The sequence below is a fragment of the Pantoea sp. SO10 genome (assembly GCF_005281435.1).
GTDB lineage: Bacteria > Pseudomonadota > Gammaproteobacteria > Enterobacterales > Enterobacteriaceae > Pantoea > Pantoea leporis.
In genome coordinates this window covers 2,423,655-2,440,037 of the sequence record NZ_CP040095.1, presented here as the reverse complement: position 1 = coordinate 2,440,037, position 16,383 = coordinate 2,423,655, and the positions used below count along the sequence as shown (strand labels likewise).

General features: G+C 53.9%; 16 protein-coding genes. 8 read left to right on the top strand and 8 right to left on the bottom strand.

Annotated features, from left to right (window positions below; all coding sequences use genetic code 11):
- Position 1: 1 nt before the first annotated feature.
- Both FCN45_RS11375 and FCN45_RS11370 read left to right on the top strand, forming a co-directional pair.
- Positions 2-1,075 carry a sugar phosphate isomerase/epimerase gene (locus tag FCN45_RS11375; RefSeq protein WP_137385981.1) on the top strand — a complete coding sequence of 358 codons (1,074 nt, stop codon included), beginning with the start codon at positions 2-4 and terminating at the stop codon, positions 1,073-1,075.
- Positions 1,076-1,132: 57 nt separating this feature from the next.
- A complete protein-coding gene (locus FCN45_RS11370; protein WP_137385980.1) occupies positions 1,133-2,113 on the top strand; it encodes a LacI family DNA-binding transcriptional regulator in 981 nt (326 codons plus the stop codon).
- A gap of 76 nt (positions 2,114-2,189) precedes the next feature.
- Here FCN45_RS11370 and FCN45_RS11365 read toward each other — a convergent pair whose 3' ends face one another.
- Positions 2,190-3,122, bottom strand: a complete 933-nt coding sequence (locus FCN45_RS11365) for a ribokinase (RefSeq protein WP_137386886.1) — start codon at positions 3,120-3,122, stop codon at positions 2,190-2,192.
- Positions 3,123-3,133: 11 nt separating this feature from the next.
- Positions 3,134-4,015: an SIS domain-containing protein gene (locus tag FCN45_RS11360; RefSeq protein ID WP_137385979.1), complete on the bottom strand. Its 882-nt coding sequence runs from the start codon at positions 4,013-4,015 to the stop codon at positions 3,134-3,136.
- Positions 4,016-4,338: 323 nt separating this feature from the next.
- Here FCN45_RS11360 and FCN45_RS11355 point away from each other — a divergent pair, with 323 nt between their 5' ends.
- Both FCN45_RS11355 and FCN45_RS11350 read left to right on the top strand, forming a co-directional pair.
- A complete protein-coding gene (locus FCN45_RS11355; protein WP_137385978.1) occupies positions 4,339-5,292 on the top strand; it encodes a sugar phosphate isomerase/epimerase in 954 nt (317 codons plus the stop codon).
- Between the two features lie 62 nt (positions 5,293-5,354).
- Positions 5,355-6,590 (top strand): MFS transporter, encoded by a 1,236-nt coding sequence (locus FCN45_RS11350; RefSeq protein ID WP_137385977.1) that lies wholly within the window; start codon positions 5,355-5,357, stop codon positions 6,588-6,590.
- Between the two features lie 69 nt (positions 6,591-6,659).
- On the opposite strand, the gene ychF is transcribed toward FCN45_RS11350, so the two are convergent.
- Together ychF and pth are read right to left on the bottom strand one after the other, a co-directional pair.
- A complete protein-coding gene (gene ychF / locus FCN45_RS11345; RefSeq protein ID WP_008107633.1) occupies positions 6,660-7,751 on the bottom strand; it encodes a redox-regulated ATPase YchF in 1,092 nt (363 codons plus the stop codon).
- A 111-nt stretch (positions 7,752-7,862) separates the two neighbouring features.
- On the bottom strand, positions 7,863-8,450 hold the full coding sequence (pth, locus tag FCN45_RS11340) for an aminoacyl-tRNA hydrolase (RefSeq protein WP_137385976.1): 588 nt from the start codon (positions 8,448-8,450) through the stop codon (positions 7,863-7,865).
- A gap of 257 nt (positions 8,451-8,707) precedes the next feature.
- Here pth and ychH point away from each other — a divergent pair, with 257 nt between their 5' ends.
- Positions 8,708-8,983, top strand: a complete 276-nt coding sequence (gene ychH / locus FCN45_RS11335; protein WP_137385975.1) for a stress-induced protein YchH — start codon at positions 8,708-8,710, stop codon at positions 8,981-8,983.
- On the opposite strand, the gene FCN45_RS11330 is transcribed toward ychH, so the two are convergent.
- From FCN45_RS11330 to lolB, 4 genes are all read right to left on the bottom strand, one after another.
- Positions 8,980-10,155: a GGDEF domain-containing protein gene (locus FCN45_RS11330; RefSeq protein ID WP_137385974.1), complete on the bottom strand. Its 1,176-nt coding sequence runs from the start codon at positions 10,153-10,155 to the stop codon at positions 8,980-8,982. The two genes, ychH and FCN45_RS11330, sit on opposite strands and share 4 nt — an antisense overlap.
- Positions 10,156-10,382: 227 nt before the next feature.
- Positions 10,383-11,330 carry a ribose-phosphate diphosphokinase gene (gene prs / locus FCN45_RS11325; protein WP_006118899.1) on the bottom strand — a complete coding sequence of 316 codons (948 nt, stop codon included), beginning with the start codon at positions 11,328-11,330 and terminating at the stop codon, positions 10,383-10,385.
- Between the two features lie 124 nt (positions 11,331-11,454).
- Entirely contained in the window at positions 11,455-12,324 is an 870-nt protein-coding gene (ispE, locus tag FCN45_RS11320; protein ID WP_137385973.1) for a 4-(cytidine 5'-diphospho)-2-C-methyl-D-erythritol kinase, read from the bottom strand.
- Complete coding sequence (gene lolB / locus FCN45_RS11315; protein WP_137386885.1) at positions 12,321-12,944, bottom strand: lipoprotein insertase outer membrane protein LolB; 624 nt, start codon at positions 12,942-12,944, stop codon at positions 12,321-12,323. The genes ispE and lolB overlap by 4 nt, the downstream gene beginning before the upstream one ends.
- A gap of 216 nt (positions 12,945-13,160) precedes the next feature.
- Here lolB and hemA point away from each other — a divergent pair, with 216 nt between their 5' ends.
- From hemA to prmC, 3 genes are read left to right on the top strand one after another with little or no spacing between them, the layout of a single operon-like run.
- Entirely contained in the window at positions 13,161-14,417 is a 1,257-nt protein-coding gene (hemA, locus tag FCN45_RS11310; protein ID WP_061718543.1) for a glutamyl-tRNA reductase, read from the top strand.
- 41 nt (positions 14,418-14,458) lie between these two features.
- A complete protein-coding gene (gene prfA / locus FCN45_RS11305; protein WP_137385972.1) occupies positions 14,459-15,541 on the top strand; it encodes a peptide chain release factor 1 in 1,083 nt (360 codons plus the stop codon).
- A complete protein-coding gene (gene prmC, locus FCN45_RS11300) occupies positions 15,541-16,371 on the top strand; it encodes a peptide chain release factor N(5)-glutamine methyltransferase (protein ID WP_137385971.1) in 831 nt (276 codons plus the stop codon). The genes prfA and prmC overlap by 1 nt, the downstream gene beginning before the upstream one ends.
- The last annotated feature ends 12 nt before the right edge of the window (positions 16,372-16,383 follow it).

Sequence of the window (16,383 nt, the reverse complement as noted above, 5' to 3'; positions counted from 1 at the left end):
AGTGAAAACGTTCAAAGGACCGGGAATTTTTCTCGCGCAGTTTATTGGGCAGCAGCCACCGTTTAATTCGCTGGCAGGGCTGGCGCAATGGGCCTCTGCGCTCGGTTACAAGGCGCTACAGATGCCCTGTAATCACCCGCTAATTTTTGATCTGCCGTGCGCCGCAACCAGTCAAACCTATTGCGATGAAGTGACGGGTTTGCTGGCTAACTACGGCTTGCAGATCAGTGAATTATCGACGCACCTGGAAGGCCAGCTGATTGCCGTCCATCCGGCGCACGATCGCGCCTTCAACGGCTTTGCCCCCGCCGCCTTGCACGGCGACAAAGAAAAGCGCACCGCGTGGGCGATTCAGACGGTGAAGCTGGCAGCGGCCGCGTCAGCCAACCTGGGATTGCAGGCCCACGCGACGTTCTCCGGTTCGCTGGCTTGGCCATATCTCTATCCGTGGCCGCCACACAATCCTCAGCTATTGAGTGAAGCTTTCTCAGAACTGGCGCGGCGCTGGCTGCCGGTGCTGGACGAGTTTGATCGCTACGGCATTGATGTCTGCTACGAGATCCATCCCGGTGAGGATTTGCATGATGGCGTGACGTTTGAACGCTTCCTGGCGTTGGTGAACAATCATGCGCGCTGCAACATCTTGTTCGATCCCAGCCACTTGCACTTGCAGCATATCGATTATCTGCAGTTCATCGATATCTACCATCGGCGCATTAAGGCCTTTCACGTTAAAGATGCCGAATATCTGCCGAACGGACGTAGCGGCGTGTATGGCGGTTATCAGCGCTGGATAGATCGTGCTGGTCGCTTCCGCTCACCCGGTGACGGACAGATCGATTTTCCGGCCATTTTCAGCAAGCTGGCGCAGTACAATTATGCCGGGTGGGCGGTGCTGGAGTGGGAGTGTTGCCTGAAAGAGGCGGAAACCGGCGCGCGCGAGGGCGCCGACTTCATTCGTCGCCACATCATTCCGGTGGCCGAACGGGCATTCGATGACTTTGCCGCACAACCGCAGCAGGCAGCCAGCATCCGCGCGCAGTTGGGGCTGAGTGCGGCAGAGTCGCATGATTAAGGCGGGCGCGAAATTATGCTAGCCTCCGTAGTATCTGACTGAGCAAGAGTTGCAAGCATGTCCATCCAAAAAATCGCCCGCTTAGCGGGCGTTTCTGTGGCAACAGTTTCACGGGTACTGAATAACAGCGATACGGTAAAAGCGCTGAATCGTGAGAAAGTCCTGCACGCTATTAAAGCGAGTAATTACCAGCCAAATTTATTAGCGCGTCAGTTGCGTACTGCGCGTAGCTCAATGATTCTCGTGATGGTGTCGGATATCTCCAATCCCTTTTGCGCCGAGTTGGTGAAAGGCATTGAGGAGCAGGCGGAGAAAAACAGTTATCGCATTCTGTTGTGCAATTCTGGCTCAGACATCGAGCGCTCCCGCTCCAGTTTGCAATTGCTGGCCGGGAAAATGGTGGATGGCATTATCACTATGGATGCGTTCAGTAAGTTGCCAGAACTGGCGCAGCTGATTGGCGAAACGCCGTGGGTGCAATGCGCGGAATACGCCGATGCCGGTGATGTCTCCTGCGTGGGCATTGATGATGTGCAGGCATCAAAGCACGTCGTGGCGTTTCTGGCGGGCAGGGGACGACAGCGTATTGCCTTAATCAACCACGATCTCAGCTATAAATATGCGCAGCTGCGGCAGGCGGGTTATCAGCAGCAACTTATCCATGAAGCACGCAGCTGGCAGGCCATCACGTACGCCACCGAGCTGAGTTTTAATGCCGGTAAACAGGCGATGGAAGCCTTGCTGAGAGCGCCCGAGCGTCCAGATGCCGTGTTCGCCGTGTCGGATACCTTAGCGGCGGGCGCGCTGTCAGCCATTCATGCCGCCGGGCTACGCGTGCCGCAGGATATAGCGGTGACGGGATTTGATGGATCCGACCTCGCCGAAATGGTCACGCCGCCGCTGAGCACGCTGGCGCAGCCGTCGCGCGCTATGGGGCGCAAGGCGTTTACCTTGCTGCTGAATAAGATCGATCAACCTGATTCGCCGGCTCAACGCATTATGATGGACTGGCACTTTGTGGCGCGCGCCAGTACTTAATCGGCGTTTACGAAGGTTGCGAAGTTGATGGTCTGATGATGTAAAGGTGCCGCTCAGAGCTTCAGGTCCGTATTTTTCAACCAAACAGGCGCTGGCGGTTTTGCGTCAGCGCGTGCGCCACATCAGGCAGCATCGGGAAAGAACTCTGACCACCATATTTCTGGATTGAGCAGGAACTGATTTCAGCCGCGAAAGGAATTGCTTCTTCCAAATCGATGTTGTTCACCAGGCAATAGGCGATGCCGCCAATAAAGGAATCACCTGCGCCGGTGGTATCCACCACATCCGGGCAGAACACGGCGGGATAATGTCTGGCAGCTGCATCACCGGATAACACCGCGCCTTTCTCGCCCAGCGTGATAATCACCCGACCATTTACCTTCTGCTGTAGCGCTGCTGCACAGATCATCGCTTCCTTAACCGAAGTGACGGCGGTTTTGCTCATAAAGCTGGCCTCGGTCTCATTCACCACCAGTAAATCGACCTGACTCAGCGCCTGCGGAGAGATTTCGCGCGCTGGCGCGTTGTTGAGCAAAATCTGGCAATCGTGGCGGCGTGCCACGCTGATGGCTCGTTCAACCACACGATCGGGAATTTCCGACTGCAGGATTAACAGAGGCCGATCGCTAAATAACCCATCGTGAATATCGGGTTCGCTAATCAGGTAGTTTGCGCCCTTAATAATGGTGCTGCAGTAATCACCGGATTCCAGAATCTGCACGATGCCAATGCCGGAGGTTTTTCCGCGCTGGCTAATGTTATCTACCGATACCCCATTTTCATTCAGTGATTTTATGAGTTCGCTGCCATAAATATCAGTGCCCACACAGCCCACCATATTGACGTTCAGCCCCAGCTTGGCGCACTGAACCGCCTGGTTTGCTCCTTTACCGCCCGGCATCAACATTAATTCGTTGCCGGTAAACGTCTCCCCAATTTCCGGCAGGCGATCCTGCTGGACAAGAATGTCGTAGTTAAGACTGCCAATAACAACAATATTATGTTTCATCATTTCGGCCCTTAATTGGCGGTGCGCTTGGACGCAACCGCATTTCTGGTGTTGTGTAAACTGGTCTGACTTTTTTCGCTGGTCTTGCTGGCGATAAGGGTAAAGATGGCATCCAGAATATTCAGATGCACAATGCGCGTGGTGGCGTTCTCTCCGGTAATCGGATTGTTTTTAACCGACGAGATAATCGAGTGCCGGGCAATTAAACTCAGTGGGCTGTTGGGATAATTGGTCAGGCAGATGGTTTCTGCGCCGTTCTCATTCGCTGCTTTTACCATTTGAATAATGTCCGTGGTTTGGCCGGAGTGAGAAATTGCCAGCAGGATATCGCCGGGTTGCATCAATGAGGCGGTCATCAGCTGCTTGTGGCTGTCACTGAACACCGACGAGAAGATGCCGATCTTCAGCAGCTTATGATTGAAGTCATCACAGATAGAACCTGAGCCACCGCACCCGGCAATAACTATGCGTGCGCTTTCTGGCTTATTAATAAACAGATACGCCACTGCTTTTATCACGGCACTGTTAATGACGCTCAGAGAATCCTGCAGTGCCAGCACCGAATTTAAAAAGGTGCTTTCAATCACCTGCTCGACATATTTTTCTGAATCCGGGATTACCGGAATATCGATGATATCTTCCTGCGTGCTGACTTGCCGGGCAATATTGATTTTCAGATCGTGAAAACCGGTAAAGCCGAGTTTCTTCGATACTTTAGTAATGCTCGATACGCTAACATTCAGATAATTCGCAATATCAGTGATGCACATTTTAGATAATGACTGTGGATTGTCGTCAATAAAACGTGCAATTGAACGTTCCTTTTTTCCCAGCTCAGGCGCAAGGGTGCGAGCCAGCAGGAATATTTCATTGCCTTTAAGTCGGTTATGCATGTTGAGCGCTCAATAAAAACGTTGTCGCTAAGCTAGCATGGCAGTTAGGGGAAAAGTGTTAACTGGATCACACACTGTAAAACGTTTTACTGATGCATTTTACTGTTAGTAAAATAAAAGTATCCTTATTGCGACTGTTATTTCATTAACGGTAAAATGGCCATTTAACCTATTGTATTACAATGATTTTTCTCGCAGTAATATTTTTACTATTATAAATCTATCGTTTATTTTATTAGCGGTAGTATTTAGCTGATCGCATTTACCTGATGAATATTCTCATTTATAAGAAAATGGAAATCCCATTAAAGGTAATGTAAAAAATGAAATTCTCATCACGTATAAATTCATTTCGCTCCAGAGCCGATCTGTTTGCGGCGAAGAACAATATGGATACTTACGATCTTATTACGCGTATGGGTAGCGTTGCGGGCTTGACGCATATTGAGCTGAATTATCCGGAGCACTTTATTGGTCAGGATAAAGCGCTGATTAAACAGACCATCGCTGATAACAATTTGCAGGTGGGCGGCATCGCTCTGCGTTATAACAAAGAGTTCATCGAGGGTGAATTCACCAATCCTGATGTCGCACTGCGTAAAAAAGCGATCGAAATTACCCTCAAAGCCGCAGAGATGTGCAAATACCTCGGCGGCAATACCGTCACGCTGTGGTTTGGCTATGATGGTTACGATTATCCGTTCCAGCAGGATTATTTCCGCGCCTATGAGTGGCTGGTCAGCGCACTGCAGACCGTGACTCAGGCACACGCGGATATGCAATTCAGTTTTGAATATAAGCCGTATGAACCGCGCACCTTCTCCTTTATTGGTGATGTCTCTTCAACGCTGATGCTGATTGATGATGTAGGCTCCGACAATCTCGGTATTACCCTCGATTTCTGTCACATGATCATGAAGAAAGAGAATCCCGCTTTCTCACTGTTCCAGTCGGCACGCAAAAACCGTCTGGTGGGCTTCCACCTGAATGATGGTTATGGCCATTTTGATGATGGATTGATGCTGGGTTCCGTGCACCTGATGCAGACGCTGGAATACATCTATTACGCAAAACGCGTCAACTTCAGCGGCCTGATCTATTTCGATACCTTCCCAAGCCGTGAAGATCCGGTTGCCGAATGCGCGCAAAACATTCGCATGTATAAAGCGCTCTCCAGCTTTATTGATCGCCTGAGCATTGATGAAATCGATCAGCTGATCAAAAGCCAGGATGCGCTGAAAGTGCAGGGCATGCTGATGAAAATCATCGCTGAATAAAAACAAAATCAAAACTTACCTCTATTAACTACCACCAGTCAGTGTCTGACACGGGGGAAACTATGTTCGACAAAATAGGTTTGCCTAAAAACTTGCTTTGGGGCTATATCGGCCTCGCGATATTCATGATCGGCGATGGTGTAGAACAAGCGTGGATTGCCATCTGGCTGGTGGATAAAGGGCTGTCTGTCGCGCAAGCCTCTTATCTGATCACCGCATACGGTGTCACCGTGACGCTGGCGGCCTGGGTGACCGGCGTACTGGTGCAAACCCTTGGCCCGCGCAAAGTGATGCTGTATGGGTTGATCACCTTTGTTATCGGCAGTATCGGGTTTATCGGTGTTGGCCTCAAGACCATGCACATGGCCTGGATGCTGCCGTTTTATGCCATTCGCGGCATCGGTTATCCGCTGTTTGCCTACTCGTTTCTCATCTGGATTAACTACAGCACGCCGGTGGAGCGCCGTTCTACCGCGGTGGGTTGGTTCTGGTTTACCTTCTCGCTGGGTTTGAGCGTCATCGGTCCGTTCTTCTCCTCGCTGGCATTGCCGGTGATGGGCGAAATTCATGTGCTGTGGGTCGGCATGGTATTTGTGGTCGTCGGCTCCGTGTTAGGCATTTGGGTGAACCGCGACGTGGTTCCGGCATCTGAAATTCATCCCTTCAGCGCGGCGGAGTTAATTAAAGGCATCACCATTTTGCAGCGTCCGGTGATTGCGATGGGATTGGTGGTGAAATCGGTCAACGGCATCGCCCAATATGGTCTGGCGACCTTCCTGCCGCTCTATCTGATCAGTTTCGGCTACAGCAAAACCGAATGGCTGCATATGTGGTCGGCGGTGTTCCTGGTGGCGATTTTCGCCAACCTGTTCTTTGGCTTTTTCGGCGATAAGTTTGGCTGGCGAACCACCATCATGTGGGTTGGTGGCTTTGGCTATGCCGCGGTGCTGATTTTGGTCTGGGCCGTGCCGCAGCTGCTGGGCCACAACTTCTATGCGATGGCATTGGTGCTGTGCCTGTGCGGTATTACCATGGCCGGTTATGTGCCGCTGTCGGCGCTGTTCCCACTGCTGGCCCCGGACAGTAAAGGCGCGGCCATGTCGGTGCTGAATCTGGGCGCAGGTTTGGGCGCATTTATCGCACCTGCCATCACCGCGCTGTTCTACTCATCGCTGGGCGCGGGCGGGGTGCTGGGGATTTATGCCGGGCTTTATGTTTTGAGCGGGGTATTGACGCCATTCCTGAAAACGCCTGAAGAGTTGGATGCGCGGGTGGCGATGACGGACAAAGCGGCCTGAAAGACGTGAGATTTTGGTTATAAAAAAAAGCCCAGTTAATTAACTGGGCTTTTTATTGCGGTTAAGAGATTAGACGTTGAACAAGAAGTTCATCACATCGCCATCTTTTACAATGTACTCTTTACCTTCTGAGCGCATTTTACCGGCTTCTTTCGCGCCTTGTTCGCCTTTAAACGCGACGAAATCTTCAAATGCGATGGTCTGAGCGCGGATAAAGCCTTTCTCGAAGTCAGTGTGGATTTTACCCGCCGCCTGTGGCGCGGTGGCTCCAACAGGAATGGTCCATGCACGCACTTCTTTCACGCCTGCGGTGAAGTAGGTTTGCAGGTTGAGCAGCGCATAACCGGCGCGGATCACGCGGTTCAGGCCCGGCTCTTCCAGGCCCAGTTCAGCCATAAACTCGTCGCGCTCGTCATCTTCCAGCTCAGCGATATCAGACTCAACGGCAGCACACACTGGCACCACCACCGAACCTTCGGCTTCGGCAATTGCACGCACCTGATCGAGGTACGGATTGTTTTCGAAACCGTCTTCGTTGACGTTAGCGATGTACATGGTTGGCTTCAGCGTCAGGAAGCTGAGGTAGCGGATGGCCGCTTTCTCGTCAGCATCCAGATTCAGTGCGCGCAGCATGCCCGCTTCTGACAGATGCGGCAGGCACTTCTCCAGCGCAGCCAGCTCGGCTTTGGCATCTTTGTCGCCGCCTTTGGCTTTCTTCTGGCAACGCTGAATCGCACGTTCGCAGGTGTCGAGATCCGACAGCGCCAGCTCGGTGTTGATCACGTCAATATCTTCCGCCGGGTTAACTTTACCCGCTACGTGGATGATGTTGTCGTTTTCGAAGCAGCGCACCACGTGACCGATGGCTTCGGTTTCACGGATGTTGGTCAGGAACTGGTTGCCCAGGCCTTCACCTTTGGACGCGCCTTTCACCAGACCGGCGATATCGACGAATTCCATGGTGGTGGGCACGACGCGCTGTGGCTTAACAATCTCGCTCAGCTGATCGAGGCGCAGATCGGGCATTGGCACCACACCGGTGTTTGGCTCGATGGTGCAGAACGGAAAGTTGGCTGCTTCGATACCCGCTTTAGTTAGCGCGTTGAACAGGGTGGATTTACCGACGTTCGGCAGGCCCACAATACCGCATTTAAATCCCATGGTCTGATTACCTTTCTCACTGAGTGCGCAGCGCTATTCGATAGCGCCGACAGATTCAAAAAATTTCGCGCATTATACACAGAATTGCCTTCTGCGGCGCGGGAATTGGCCTTAGCCCGCCTTGAACGCGTGCAGGCGGTTCATCGCCTTAATCTTGTCTTCTTTCAGCCACAGTTCGGTGCAGCGCACCGCTTCGTCTACGGCATCATCAATCAGCTTTTGTTCGCTGGCTGGCGGCTTACCCAGCACGAAACCAGTCACTTTATTGCGGTCGCCAGGATGACCAATACCCACGCGTAAACGGTGAAAATTATTGTTGTTGCCCAGCTTGCTGATAATGTCTTTCAGGCCGTTATGGCCGCCGTGGCCGCCACCTTGCTTGAATTTCGCCACGCCCGGCGGTAAATCCAGCTCATCGTGCGCTACCAAAATCTCTTCTGGCGCAATGCGATAAAAGGTCGCCATCGCCGCCACCGCTTTGCCGCTGAGATTCATAAAAGTGGTGGGCACCAGCAGGCGCACATCTTCACCCGCCAGCGACAGGCGCGCGGTGTAGCCATAAAACTTTGGCTCGTCTTTTAACGACTGATTGTTGCGGCTCGCCAGTAAATCGACATACCAGGCGCCAGCGTTATGGCGGGTTGCGGCGTATTCAGCGCCGGGATTGGCCAGCCCCACAACCAGTTTAATGCTGCTCACGATGTTTATCCTGTCTTGCTGCGGAAAGGGCGATAGTTTACTGCCTGGCGGCACGGATGACAAAGGCCACGCGCCACAGATAATGTCTCTACGTGACTAATCATTTTCTATCGAAATCAAGGCGCTGGCGGTAAAGATTTGTCAAAGGTTGTGAAGGATATGTGATCCTGTACGCAACTTAAGCGGCAGGTATTGCCTAAGCTTATGGCTAGTTAACCATACGTGCTGTTTTGCTTTTAAAAGGATGGAGGTGGATCATGAAACGTCAAAATTGCCGCTTTGTAGGTAACGGTTTGATGTGTTTGGGTTTACTGACGATGGTGTTAGGCGTCGGCTATTCCATTATCAACCAGCTTCCTTCACTCAACCTGCCGCAATTCCTTGCGCACAGTGCGATGTTCAGCATCTTCGTTGGCGCTTTACTGTGGCTGGTGGGCGCGCGTGTCAGCGGACGTGAGCGCGTGGAAGATCGTTATTACTGGTTACGTCATTACGGCGATAAGCGTTGCCGTCGCAATCACTCATCACATTAAGTGAGTACGGTTTGCTGCAGCGGCTGTAAGTGCGCGAGATAACGTTCGATGCGGTTACGGCCGCTGGCTTTTGCGCGGTACAACGCTTCATCGGCCAGCGCCAGCAACAGCGGGAAGGGTTCGCCGGGCTGCTGCGCGGTGGCATAACCGATGCTGACGGTATAACGCACGTCGTTGGGTTGTGACTGCTGTGTCGCCAAACGGATACGTTCACATACCCGCTGCGCCTGCTCGGCATCGCCGGGAATGATCGCAGCAAACTCCTCGCCACCCAAACGGGCAAAATGGCCACTCTCTGGCATCAACGCCTGCACCACCTGACAAAAATCGATTAATACTTGATCGCCTTGTTGATGGCCGAAACGGTCATTGATGCTTTTAAAATGGTCCAGATCGAACAGCACCGCGCTATAGACAAAGTGTTGTGACTGTCGCGCGCTGCGCAATAACATTTTATCGGCCTGCTCGAATAGCGCGCGGCGGTTCCACACGCTGGTGAGCGGATCGTGCATTGATGCCAGTTTATGGGCGATTTGCGTGCGTTCGTTGACCATCGCCAGAATGGTGAAACTCAGGCCAATAACAAACAGGATCGATTCAAGAATCACATACACCGAGAAGCTGGAACCGCCAATCGCACCGCGCACCGGCGTCGCCACCGCATCGTCCAGAAAGATACGCGCCACGTGAAACAGCAAATGGATCCATAGCAGGATTTGCGCCGGCCAGAAGGTGACGGTCAACGACGCGCGCACGCGCCACAGCAAGCGGATTAGCGCGCCGGTATAGATGATGCATAGCAGGCAAACCACCAGCACGCGCTTCGGCTGACTGTGATAAAACGCGGGGAACAGGCACAAAATCGCCCACAACAAACCGCCGCCTAACCAGCTGAGGCCAATCGCTTTTCCGCAGAAGATGCGGAAGGCATTGAGCAGATTGCCATAAGCCAGCAACAGCATGACGTTGCCGACCGCGACCGGTAAAAAATGGAATCCCGCACTGCGTAAGCTGCTAAGGAACACCGCCGCCAGGGTTAAAACCAGCGCCAGCGTGGTGCAGCCCAATACGCGATCGTACTGCGCACCGATCCAGGCAAAAATCAAAATGATACTTAAAAACCCCAGCACAAAGAGCTCGCAAACAAACAGCGTGTAGAGGTCGAGAGTCATAGTGGTCGGAGCTCTAAAAAAAGTGGGGAAGAAAATACCATTAATTATTGGAGCGCTAAAGGGCGGCAATGCGAGTTGATGGAAAAGAGTGGATGGCAGCGAGAATAGCGAGATTTAACGAAATTTATCGCGCAAATATCAATGGGGAAAGTGGCTTAATCGGTGAGTCAGATTGAGGGCAGGGTGCAAAGAAAAACCGGGCACGAGGCCCGGTTTCACGCGATGAATTAATGCTCAAACATCGCGGAGATTGATTCTTCGTTGCTGATACGACGAATCGCTTCGGCCAACATGCCAGACAGCGTCAAAGTACGCACATTTGGCAGAGATTTCATCTCTTCAGACAGCGGAATGGTATCGCAGACAATCACCTGGTCAATCACCGACTTACGCAGGTTTTCCACCGCATTGCCGGAGAAGATTGGGTGAGTAGCGTAAGCGAAAACACGTTTCGCGCCGCGCTCTTTCAACGCTTCAGCCGCTTTGCACAGCGTACCGCCGGTGTCGATCATATCGTCGACCAGTACACAGTCACGACCCGCAACGTCACCAATAATATGCATCACCTGCGAAACGTTCGCGCGAGGGCGGCGTTTGTCGATGATAGCCATATCGGTATCGTTGAGCAGTTTGGCGATGGCGCGGGCACGCACTACGCCACCGATGTCTGGGGAAACTACAATGGGATTTTCCAGGCCAATTTGCAGCATATCTTCCAGCAGGATTGGGCTGCCGAAGACGTTATCCACCGGGACATCAAAGAAGCCCTGAATCTGTTCAGCATGCAGGTCAACGGTGAGAACACGGTCAACGCCCACGCTAGAAAGGAAATCGGCAACCACTTTGGCAGTGATCGGTACACGAGCAGAACGCACACGGCGGTCCTGACGCGCATAGCCAAAGTAAGGAATGACAGCAGTAATACGACCAGCAGAAGCCCGACGCAAGGCGTCGACCATCACAACCAGCTCCATCAGATTATCGTTGGTGGGGGCACAGGTGGACTGGATGATGAAAATATCACCACCGCGTACATTTTCGTTAATCTGTACACTTACTTCACCATCACTGAAACGGCCAACAGCGGCGTCTCCGAGGCTAGTGTAAAGGCGGTTGGCAATACGTTGTGCTAGTTCCGGGGTGGCGTTACCAGCAAATAGCTTCATATCAGGCACGAGAAGAACCTCAGGCTTGGCGTCCAGAGAATGAACGGCTCTAGAGTAACCGGCGAATACCAAAGAGCATGTTCATACGGGTGTGTTAATGCGCAACATGCAGTGTCTGGAACGGGTGACACTGTCACGTAGACGCTTTTAGCCCAGAAAGTGTGCGCTGCAACGGCGAGAGGTTAAGCCCGCGCGCCACAAATCCGCAAATCCATTTCGGGGCAAGCTCCAGCACCTGACGTGCGTCGGATTCGGTGTCAAATTCAGCAAACACACAAGCTCCGGTCCCAGTCAGGCGCGACGGCGCGTATTCTAGCAGCCAGGAAAGCAGCTCATCAACCTTACGAAAACGTTTTCTTGCCACAGCCTCACAATCATTGTGAAAAGGACGCTGTAACAGTTCATCTAATGTGCGGATTGGTGAATCGCGCGTCAGTTCGGGATCGCGGAACAGATCAGGCGTCGCGATGCTCACGCCTGGATGCGCCACCAGATACCATTTTTCTGCCGGTTCAGCCGGCTGCAATAGTTCGCCCACGCCTTCTGCAAAGGCCGCGTGACCTCCAATAAACACTGGCACATCCGCGCCCAGTTTGATGCCAATCGTCGACAGCTCGGTAACGCTTAATCCGGTTTGCCACAGATGATTCAGCGCCACTAACACCGTTGCCGCATCTGAAGAGCCGCCGCCAAGCCCGCCGCCCATCGGCAAAACCTTCTCCAGCGCGATGCTGGCACCGGCCTGCGCGGGCAAGGTGCCACGCGCAGCGGCAACGGTTTTTAACGCCTGCGCAGCACGCACAATCAGGTTCTCGTCATCCGGCACGCCAGTCAGCGGCGTCAGCAGCGTTATCTTGCCGCTGCTGTCCGGTGTGATTTCCAGCGTGTCACCGTAATCGAGGAACTGAAACAGCGTTTGCAGATTGTGGTAGCCGTCAGCACGACGGCCAGTGATATACAGGAACAGATTCAGTTTTGCTGGCGCGGGCCACGTGGTGATCATTGAGTGGTCCAGCTATCCATGCGTAATTTAATGCGCTGACCGCCTTCAGACAGCTCCAGATTCGCCGGCAGCGGCGGATTCACTTTGCTGTCGTAGTCAGAAATGTTCACTTTCCACTGCTGACCGTTGCGGCTGTAGTTCAGGCTTTGCAGCTGGTAATGGTTATTCAGCTGATAATCGCTAGCATCGCCCGGCAAGCCCATCATCCACTGACGCAGATTGGCGAGCGGGATATCCATGCCGGTAAGCTGTGAAATCATCTTCTCGGCATCGTTACTCACGTAGCGCTTGCCTTTGTTATCCACGATCTGCACCACGGAACCTTGCGCATCCAACTGCAATTCGGTGCTGCCGAGCGGATTGGTCAGCAGCAGGCGATAGCGATCCGCAGCGGTTTGCTGCCAGTTAAAGCGTGCATACACTTTTTGCTTATCCGACAGGTAAGCGAACGCACCGCGCGTCTGATACTGGCTGATTTTCGCCACGGCTTGCTGATGCTGCTGCCATTGCGGTGATGTGGTGCTTGGGCCCGGACCTTGTGGTTTGTTAATGGTACATGCAGCCAGTAACACGCTGGCAAGGGGTAAAAGGCGCAGTAACTTGCGCGGGGGCAAATGCATCACGTGGTCATCTCCTCAGACACGTTTTTACTTCGTAACAGGTAACGCTAACCATCCGCATGTAAGCCGTCAATGCTGTTATGGCAATAATTGCGCACGATCAGTTTAATCTTATTACTGTCATAGGCTTTGTATGGCTTTTCTTGACCTGTGGCATCTTGTAGAATGCGCTGCACAAAACCCTGACAACACTTGGGATATCCCAACCCGAATCACATGACGCTGCTTGCACTCGGAATCAACCACAAAACTGCACCTGTTGCGCTACGCGAACGCGTTGCGTTTACACCAGACACGCTGGAACTGGCGCTGAATAGCCTGCTGTCCCAGCCGATGGTGCAGAGCGGTGTGGTCCTTTCGACCTGCAACCGTACGGAACTCTACCTCAGTGTAGAGCAGCAAGCCGACCTGCAGGAGAAGCTGGTGCGTTGGCTGTGTGACTATCACGATCTGCGTGAAGAGGATGTGCGCAACAGCCTCTACTGGCATCAGGATAACGCGGCGGTCAGCCATCTGATGCGCGTGGCCAGCGGGCTGGATTCACTGGTGTTGGGTGAACCACAGATTTTAGGTCAGGTTAAAAAAGCTTTTGTTGATTCGTCACGCGACCACGCGCTGAGCAGTGAACTGGAGCGCATGTTCCAGAAAACCTTCTCGGTGGCCAAGCGTGTGCGCACCGAAACCGAGATTGGCGCCAGCGCCGTATCGGTCGCCTTCGCTGCCTGTTCACTGGCGCGTCAAATTTTTGAATCGCTCAGCACCGTTAACGTGCTGCTGGTCGGCGCCGGTGAAACCATCGAGTTAGTGGCGCGTCATCTGCGCGAACACTCCGTCAAGAAGCTGATGATCGCCAACCGCACCCGCGAACGCGCACAGCTGCTGGCCGATGAAGTGGGGGCAGAAGTGATTGGCCTCGGCGATATCGAAACCCGTCTGGCCGATGCCGACATCATTATCTCTTCCACCGCCAGCCCGCTGCCGATTATCGGTAAAGGGATGGTGGAGCGCGCGCTGAAAGCGCGTCGCAATCAGCCGATGCTGCTGGTGGATATCGCCGTACCGCGCGATGTCGAGCCGGAAGTGGGCAAGCTGGCGAACGCCTATCTCTACAGCGTTGATGATCTGCAAGCGATCATCGAGCAGAACATGGCGCAGCGCAAAGCCGCCGCCGTGCAGGCTGAAAGCATTGTGGTGCAGGAGAGCGGCGAATTTATGGCCTGGCTGCGCGCGCAAAGCGCGGTTGAGACCATCCGTGAATACCGTTCGCAGGCCGATCAGGTGCGCGCCGAGTTACAGGAACGCGCGCTGGCCGCGCTGCAGCAGGGCGCTGACGCCGAAAAAGTGCTGCAGGAACTGGCACACAAGCTGACCAACCGTTTAATTCATGCACCAACCAAATCACTGCAGCAGGCCGCGCGCGACGGCGACAGCGAACGCCTGCAGATCTTACGTGACAGCCTCGGTTTAGAGTAATCTGGTCAGTCACGACCTATCACTGGGATACCCGCTATTACATGAAGAGCTCTATTGTTGCCAAGCTGGAAGCGCTCCAGGAACGCCACGAGGAAGTGGAAGCGTTGCTGGGCGATGCCGGCGTGATTGCCGATCAGGATCGTTTCCGTGCGTTATCACGCGAATATGCCCAGCTTAGCGACGTCACCCGTTGTTTCCGCGAATGGCAGCAGGTGCAGGAAGACGTTGAAACTGCCGAAATGTTGCTGGAAGACCCGGAAATGCGCGAGATGGCGCAGGAAGAATTAAAGCTGTCACGTGAGAAGCGTGAAGCGCTGGAACAACAGCTGCAAGTGCTGCTGCTGCCGAAAGATCCCGACGATGAACGTTCGTGCTTTGTCGAAGTGCGCGCCGGTACCGGCGGCGATGAAGCGGCGATTTTTGCCGGCGATCTGTTCCGTATGTACAGCCGTTACGCCGAAGCGCGTCGCTGGCAGGTTGAGATCATCAGCGCCAACGAAGGTGAGCACGGCGGCTATAAAGAAGTGATCGCCCGCATCATCGGCGATGGCGCGTATGGCCGCTTTAAGTTTGAATCGGGCGGCCATCGCGTACAGCGCGTGCCAGAAACCGAATCGCAGGGCCGTATTCACACCTCGGCTTGTACCGTTGCGGTCATGCCGGAACTGCCCGAAGCGGAAATGCCGGAAATCAACGCCGGCGATTTGAAAATCGACACCTTCCGTTCTTCCGGTGCCGGTGGTCAGCACGTTAACACCACCGATTCCGCGATTCGTATCACCCACTTGCCAACTGGCATTGTGGTGGAGTGTCAGGACGAACGTTCACAGCACAAAAACAAAGCCAAAGCGTTGGCGGTGTTGGGTGCGCGTATTCACGCGGCGGAAACGTCAAAGCGTAATGCCGCTGAAGCTTCGACGCGTCGTAACCTGCTCGGCAGCGGCGACCGTTCGGATCGTAACCGCACCTACAACTTCCCGCAGGGTCGCGTCACCGATCACCGCATCAACCTCACGGTTTACCGTCTCGATGAGGTGATGGAAGGCAAGCTGGATGCGCTGATTGAGCCGATTGTGCAGGAGTATCAAGCCGATCAGCTGGCCGCGCTGGCTGGACAGGATTAATGATCATCCGTCGCTGGCTACAGCAGGCTGTGGTAGCGCTCTGTGGCGGCGACAGCCCGAAGCGCGATGCGGAAATATTGCTGGGTTTTGTGACGGGCAAAGCGCGCAGTTGGCTGATTGCTTTTGACGATGCGGAACTGGACGCGCAGCAGCTGGAACAGCTGAATGCGCTGCTGGCGCGCCGCGTCAACGGCGAGCCGATTGCGCATCTGGTCGGCGAGCGTGAATTCTGGTCGCTGCCGTTGCGCGTCAGCGATGCCACGCTGATCCCGCGTCCGGACACCGAAGTGCTGGTGGAGCAAGCGCTGGCACATCTGCCGGCCGCCGCGACGTCTTTGTTGGATTTAGGCACCGGCACCGGCGCGATTGCGCTGGCGCTGGCCAGCGAACGGCCAGTCTGCCAGGTTATCGGCTGCGATCGCATCGCGGCGGCGGTGGAACTGGCGCAGGACAATGCGCAGCGTCTGCACATTGATAACGCCCGCTTCATCCTCAGCAACTGGTTTAACGATCTTCCCGCCCAACGTTTTGATCTGATTGTCAGCAATCCGCCCTATATTGATGCCGCCGATGAACATCTGCAGCAGGGCGACGTGCGCTTTGAACCGCGCAGCGCGTTGGTGGCGGACGATCAGGGTTTGGCCGATTTACGTTTTATCATTCACACCGCACCGCACTGGCTGCACGCTGGCGGCTGGCTGCTGCTGGAACATGGCTGGCAGCAAGGTGCAGCCGTGCGCGCCATCATGACGCAGCACGGTTATCAGGCGGTGAGCACCGTTGACGATTACGGCGGTAATCCGCGCGTCACACTAGGACAATTTTTTTAATAAGGAATAACG

Excerpts from the sequence above, each read along its gene's own strand:
- FCN45_RS11370 (WP_137385980.1), top strand. The coding sequence starts at position 1,133 with ATGTCCATCCAAAAAATCGCCCGCTTAGCGGGCGTTTCTGTGGCAACA.
- FCN45_RS11365 (WP_137386886.1), bottom strand. The coding sequence starts at position 3,122 with ATGAAACATAATATTGTTGTTATTGGCAGTCTTAACTACGACATTCTT.
- FCN45_RS11360 (WP_137385979.1), bottom strand. The coding sequence starts at position 4,015 with ATGCATAACCGACTTAAAGGCAATGAAATATTCCTGCTGGCTCGCACC.
- FCN45_RS11355 (WP_137385978.1), top strand. The coding sequence starts at position 4,339 with ATGAAATTCTCATCACGTATAAATTCATTTCGCTCCAGAGCCGATCTG.
- FCN45_RS11350 (WP_137385977.1), top strand. The coding sequence starts at position 5,355 with ATGTTCGACAAAATAGGTTTGCCTAAAAACTTGCTTTGGGGCTATATC.
- ychF (WP_008107633.1), bottom strand. The coding sequence starts at position 7,751 with ATGGGATTTAAATGCGGTATTGTGGGCCTGCCGAACGTCGGTAAATCC.
- ychH (WP_137385975.1), top strand. The coding sequence starts at position 8,708 with ATGAAACGTCAAAATTGCCGCTTTGTAGGTAACGGTTTGATGTGTTTG.
- FCN45_RS11330 (WP_137385974.1), bottom strand. The coding sequence starts at position 10,155 with ATGACTCTCGACCTCTACACGCTGTTTGTTTGCGAGCTCTTTGTGCTG.
- ispE (WP_137385973.1), bottom strand. The coding sequence starts at position 12,324 with ATGATCACCACGTGGCCCGCGCCAGCAAAACTGAATCTGTTCCTGTAT.
- lolB (WP_137386885.1), bottom strand. The coding sequence starts at position 12,944 with ATGCATTTGCCCCCGCGCAAGTTACTGCGCCTTTTACCCCTTGCCAGC.
- hemA (WP_061718543.1), top strand. The coding sequence starts at position 13,161 with ATGACGCTGCTTGCACTCGGAATCAACCACAAAACTGCACCTGTTGCG.
- prfA (WP_137385972.1), top strand. The coding sequence starts at position 14,459 with ATGAAGAGCTCTATTGTTGCCAAGCTGGAAGCGCTCCAGGAACGCCAC.
- prmC (WP_137385971.1), top strand. The coding sequence starts at position 15,541 with ATGATCATCCGTCGCTGGCTACAGCAGGCTGTGGTAGCGCTCTGTGGC.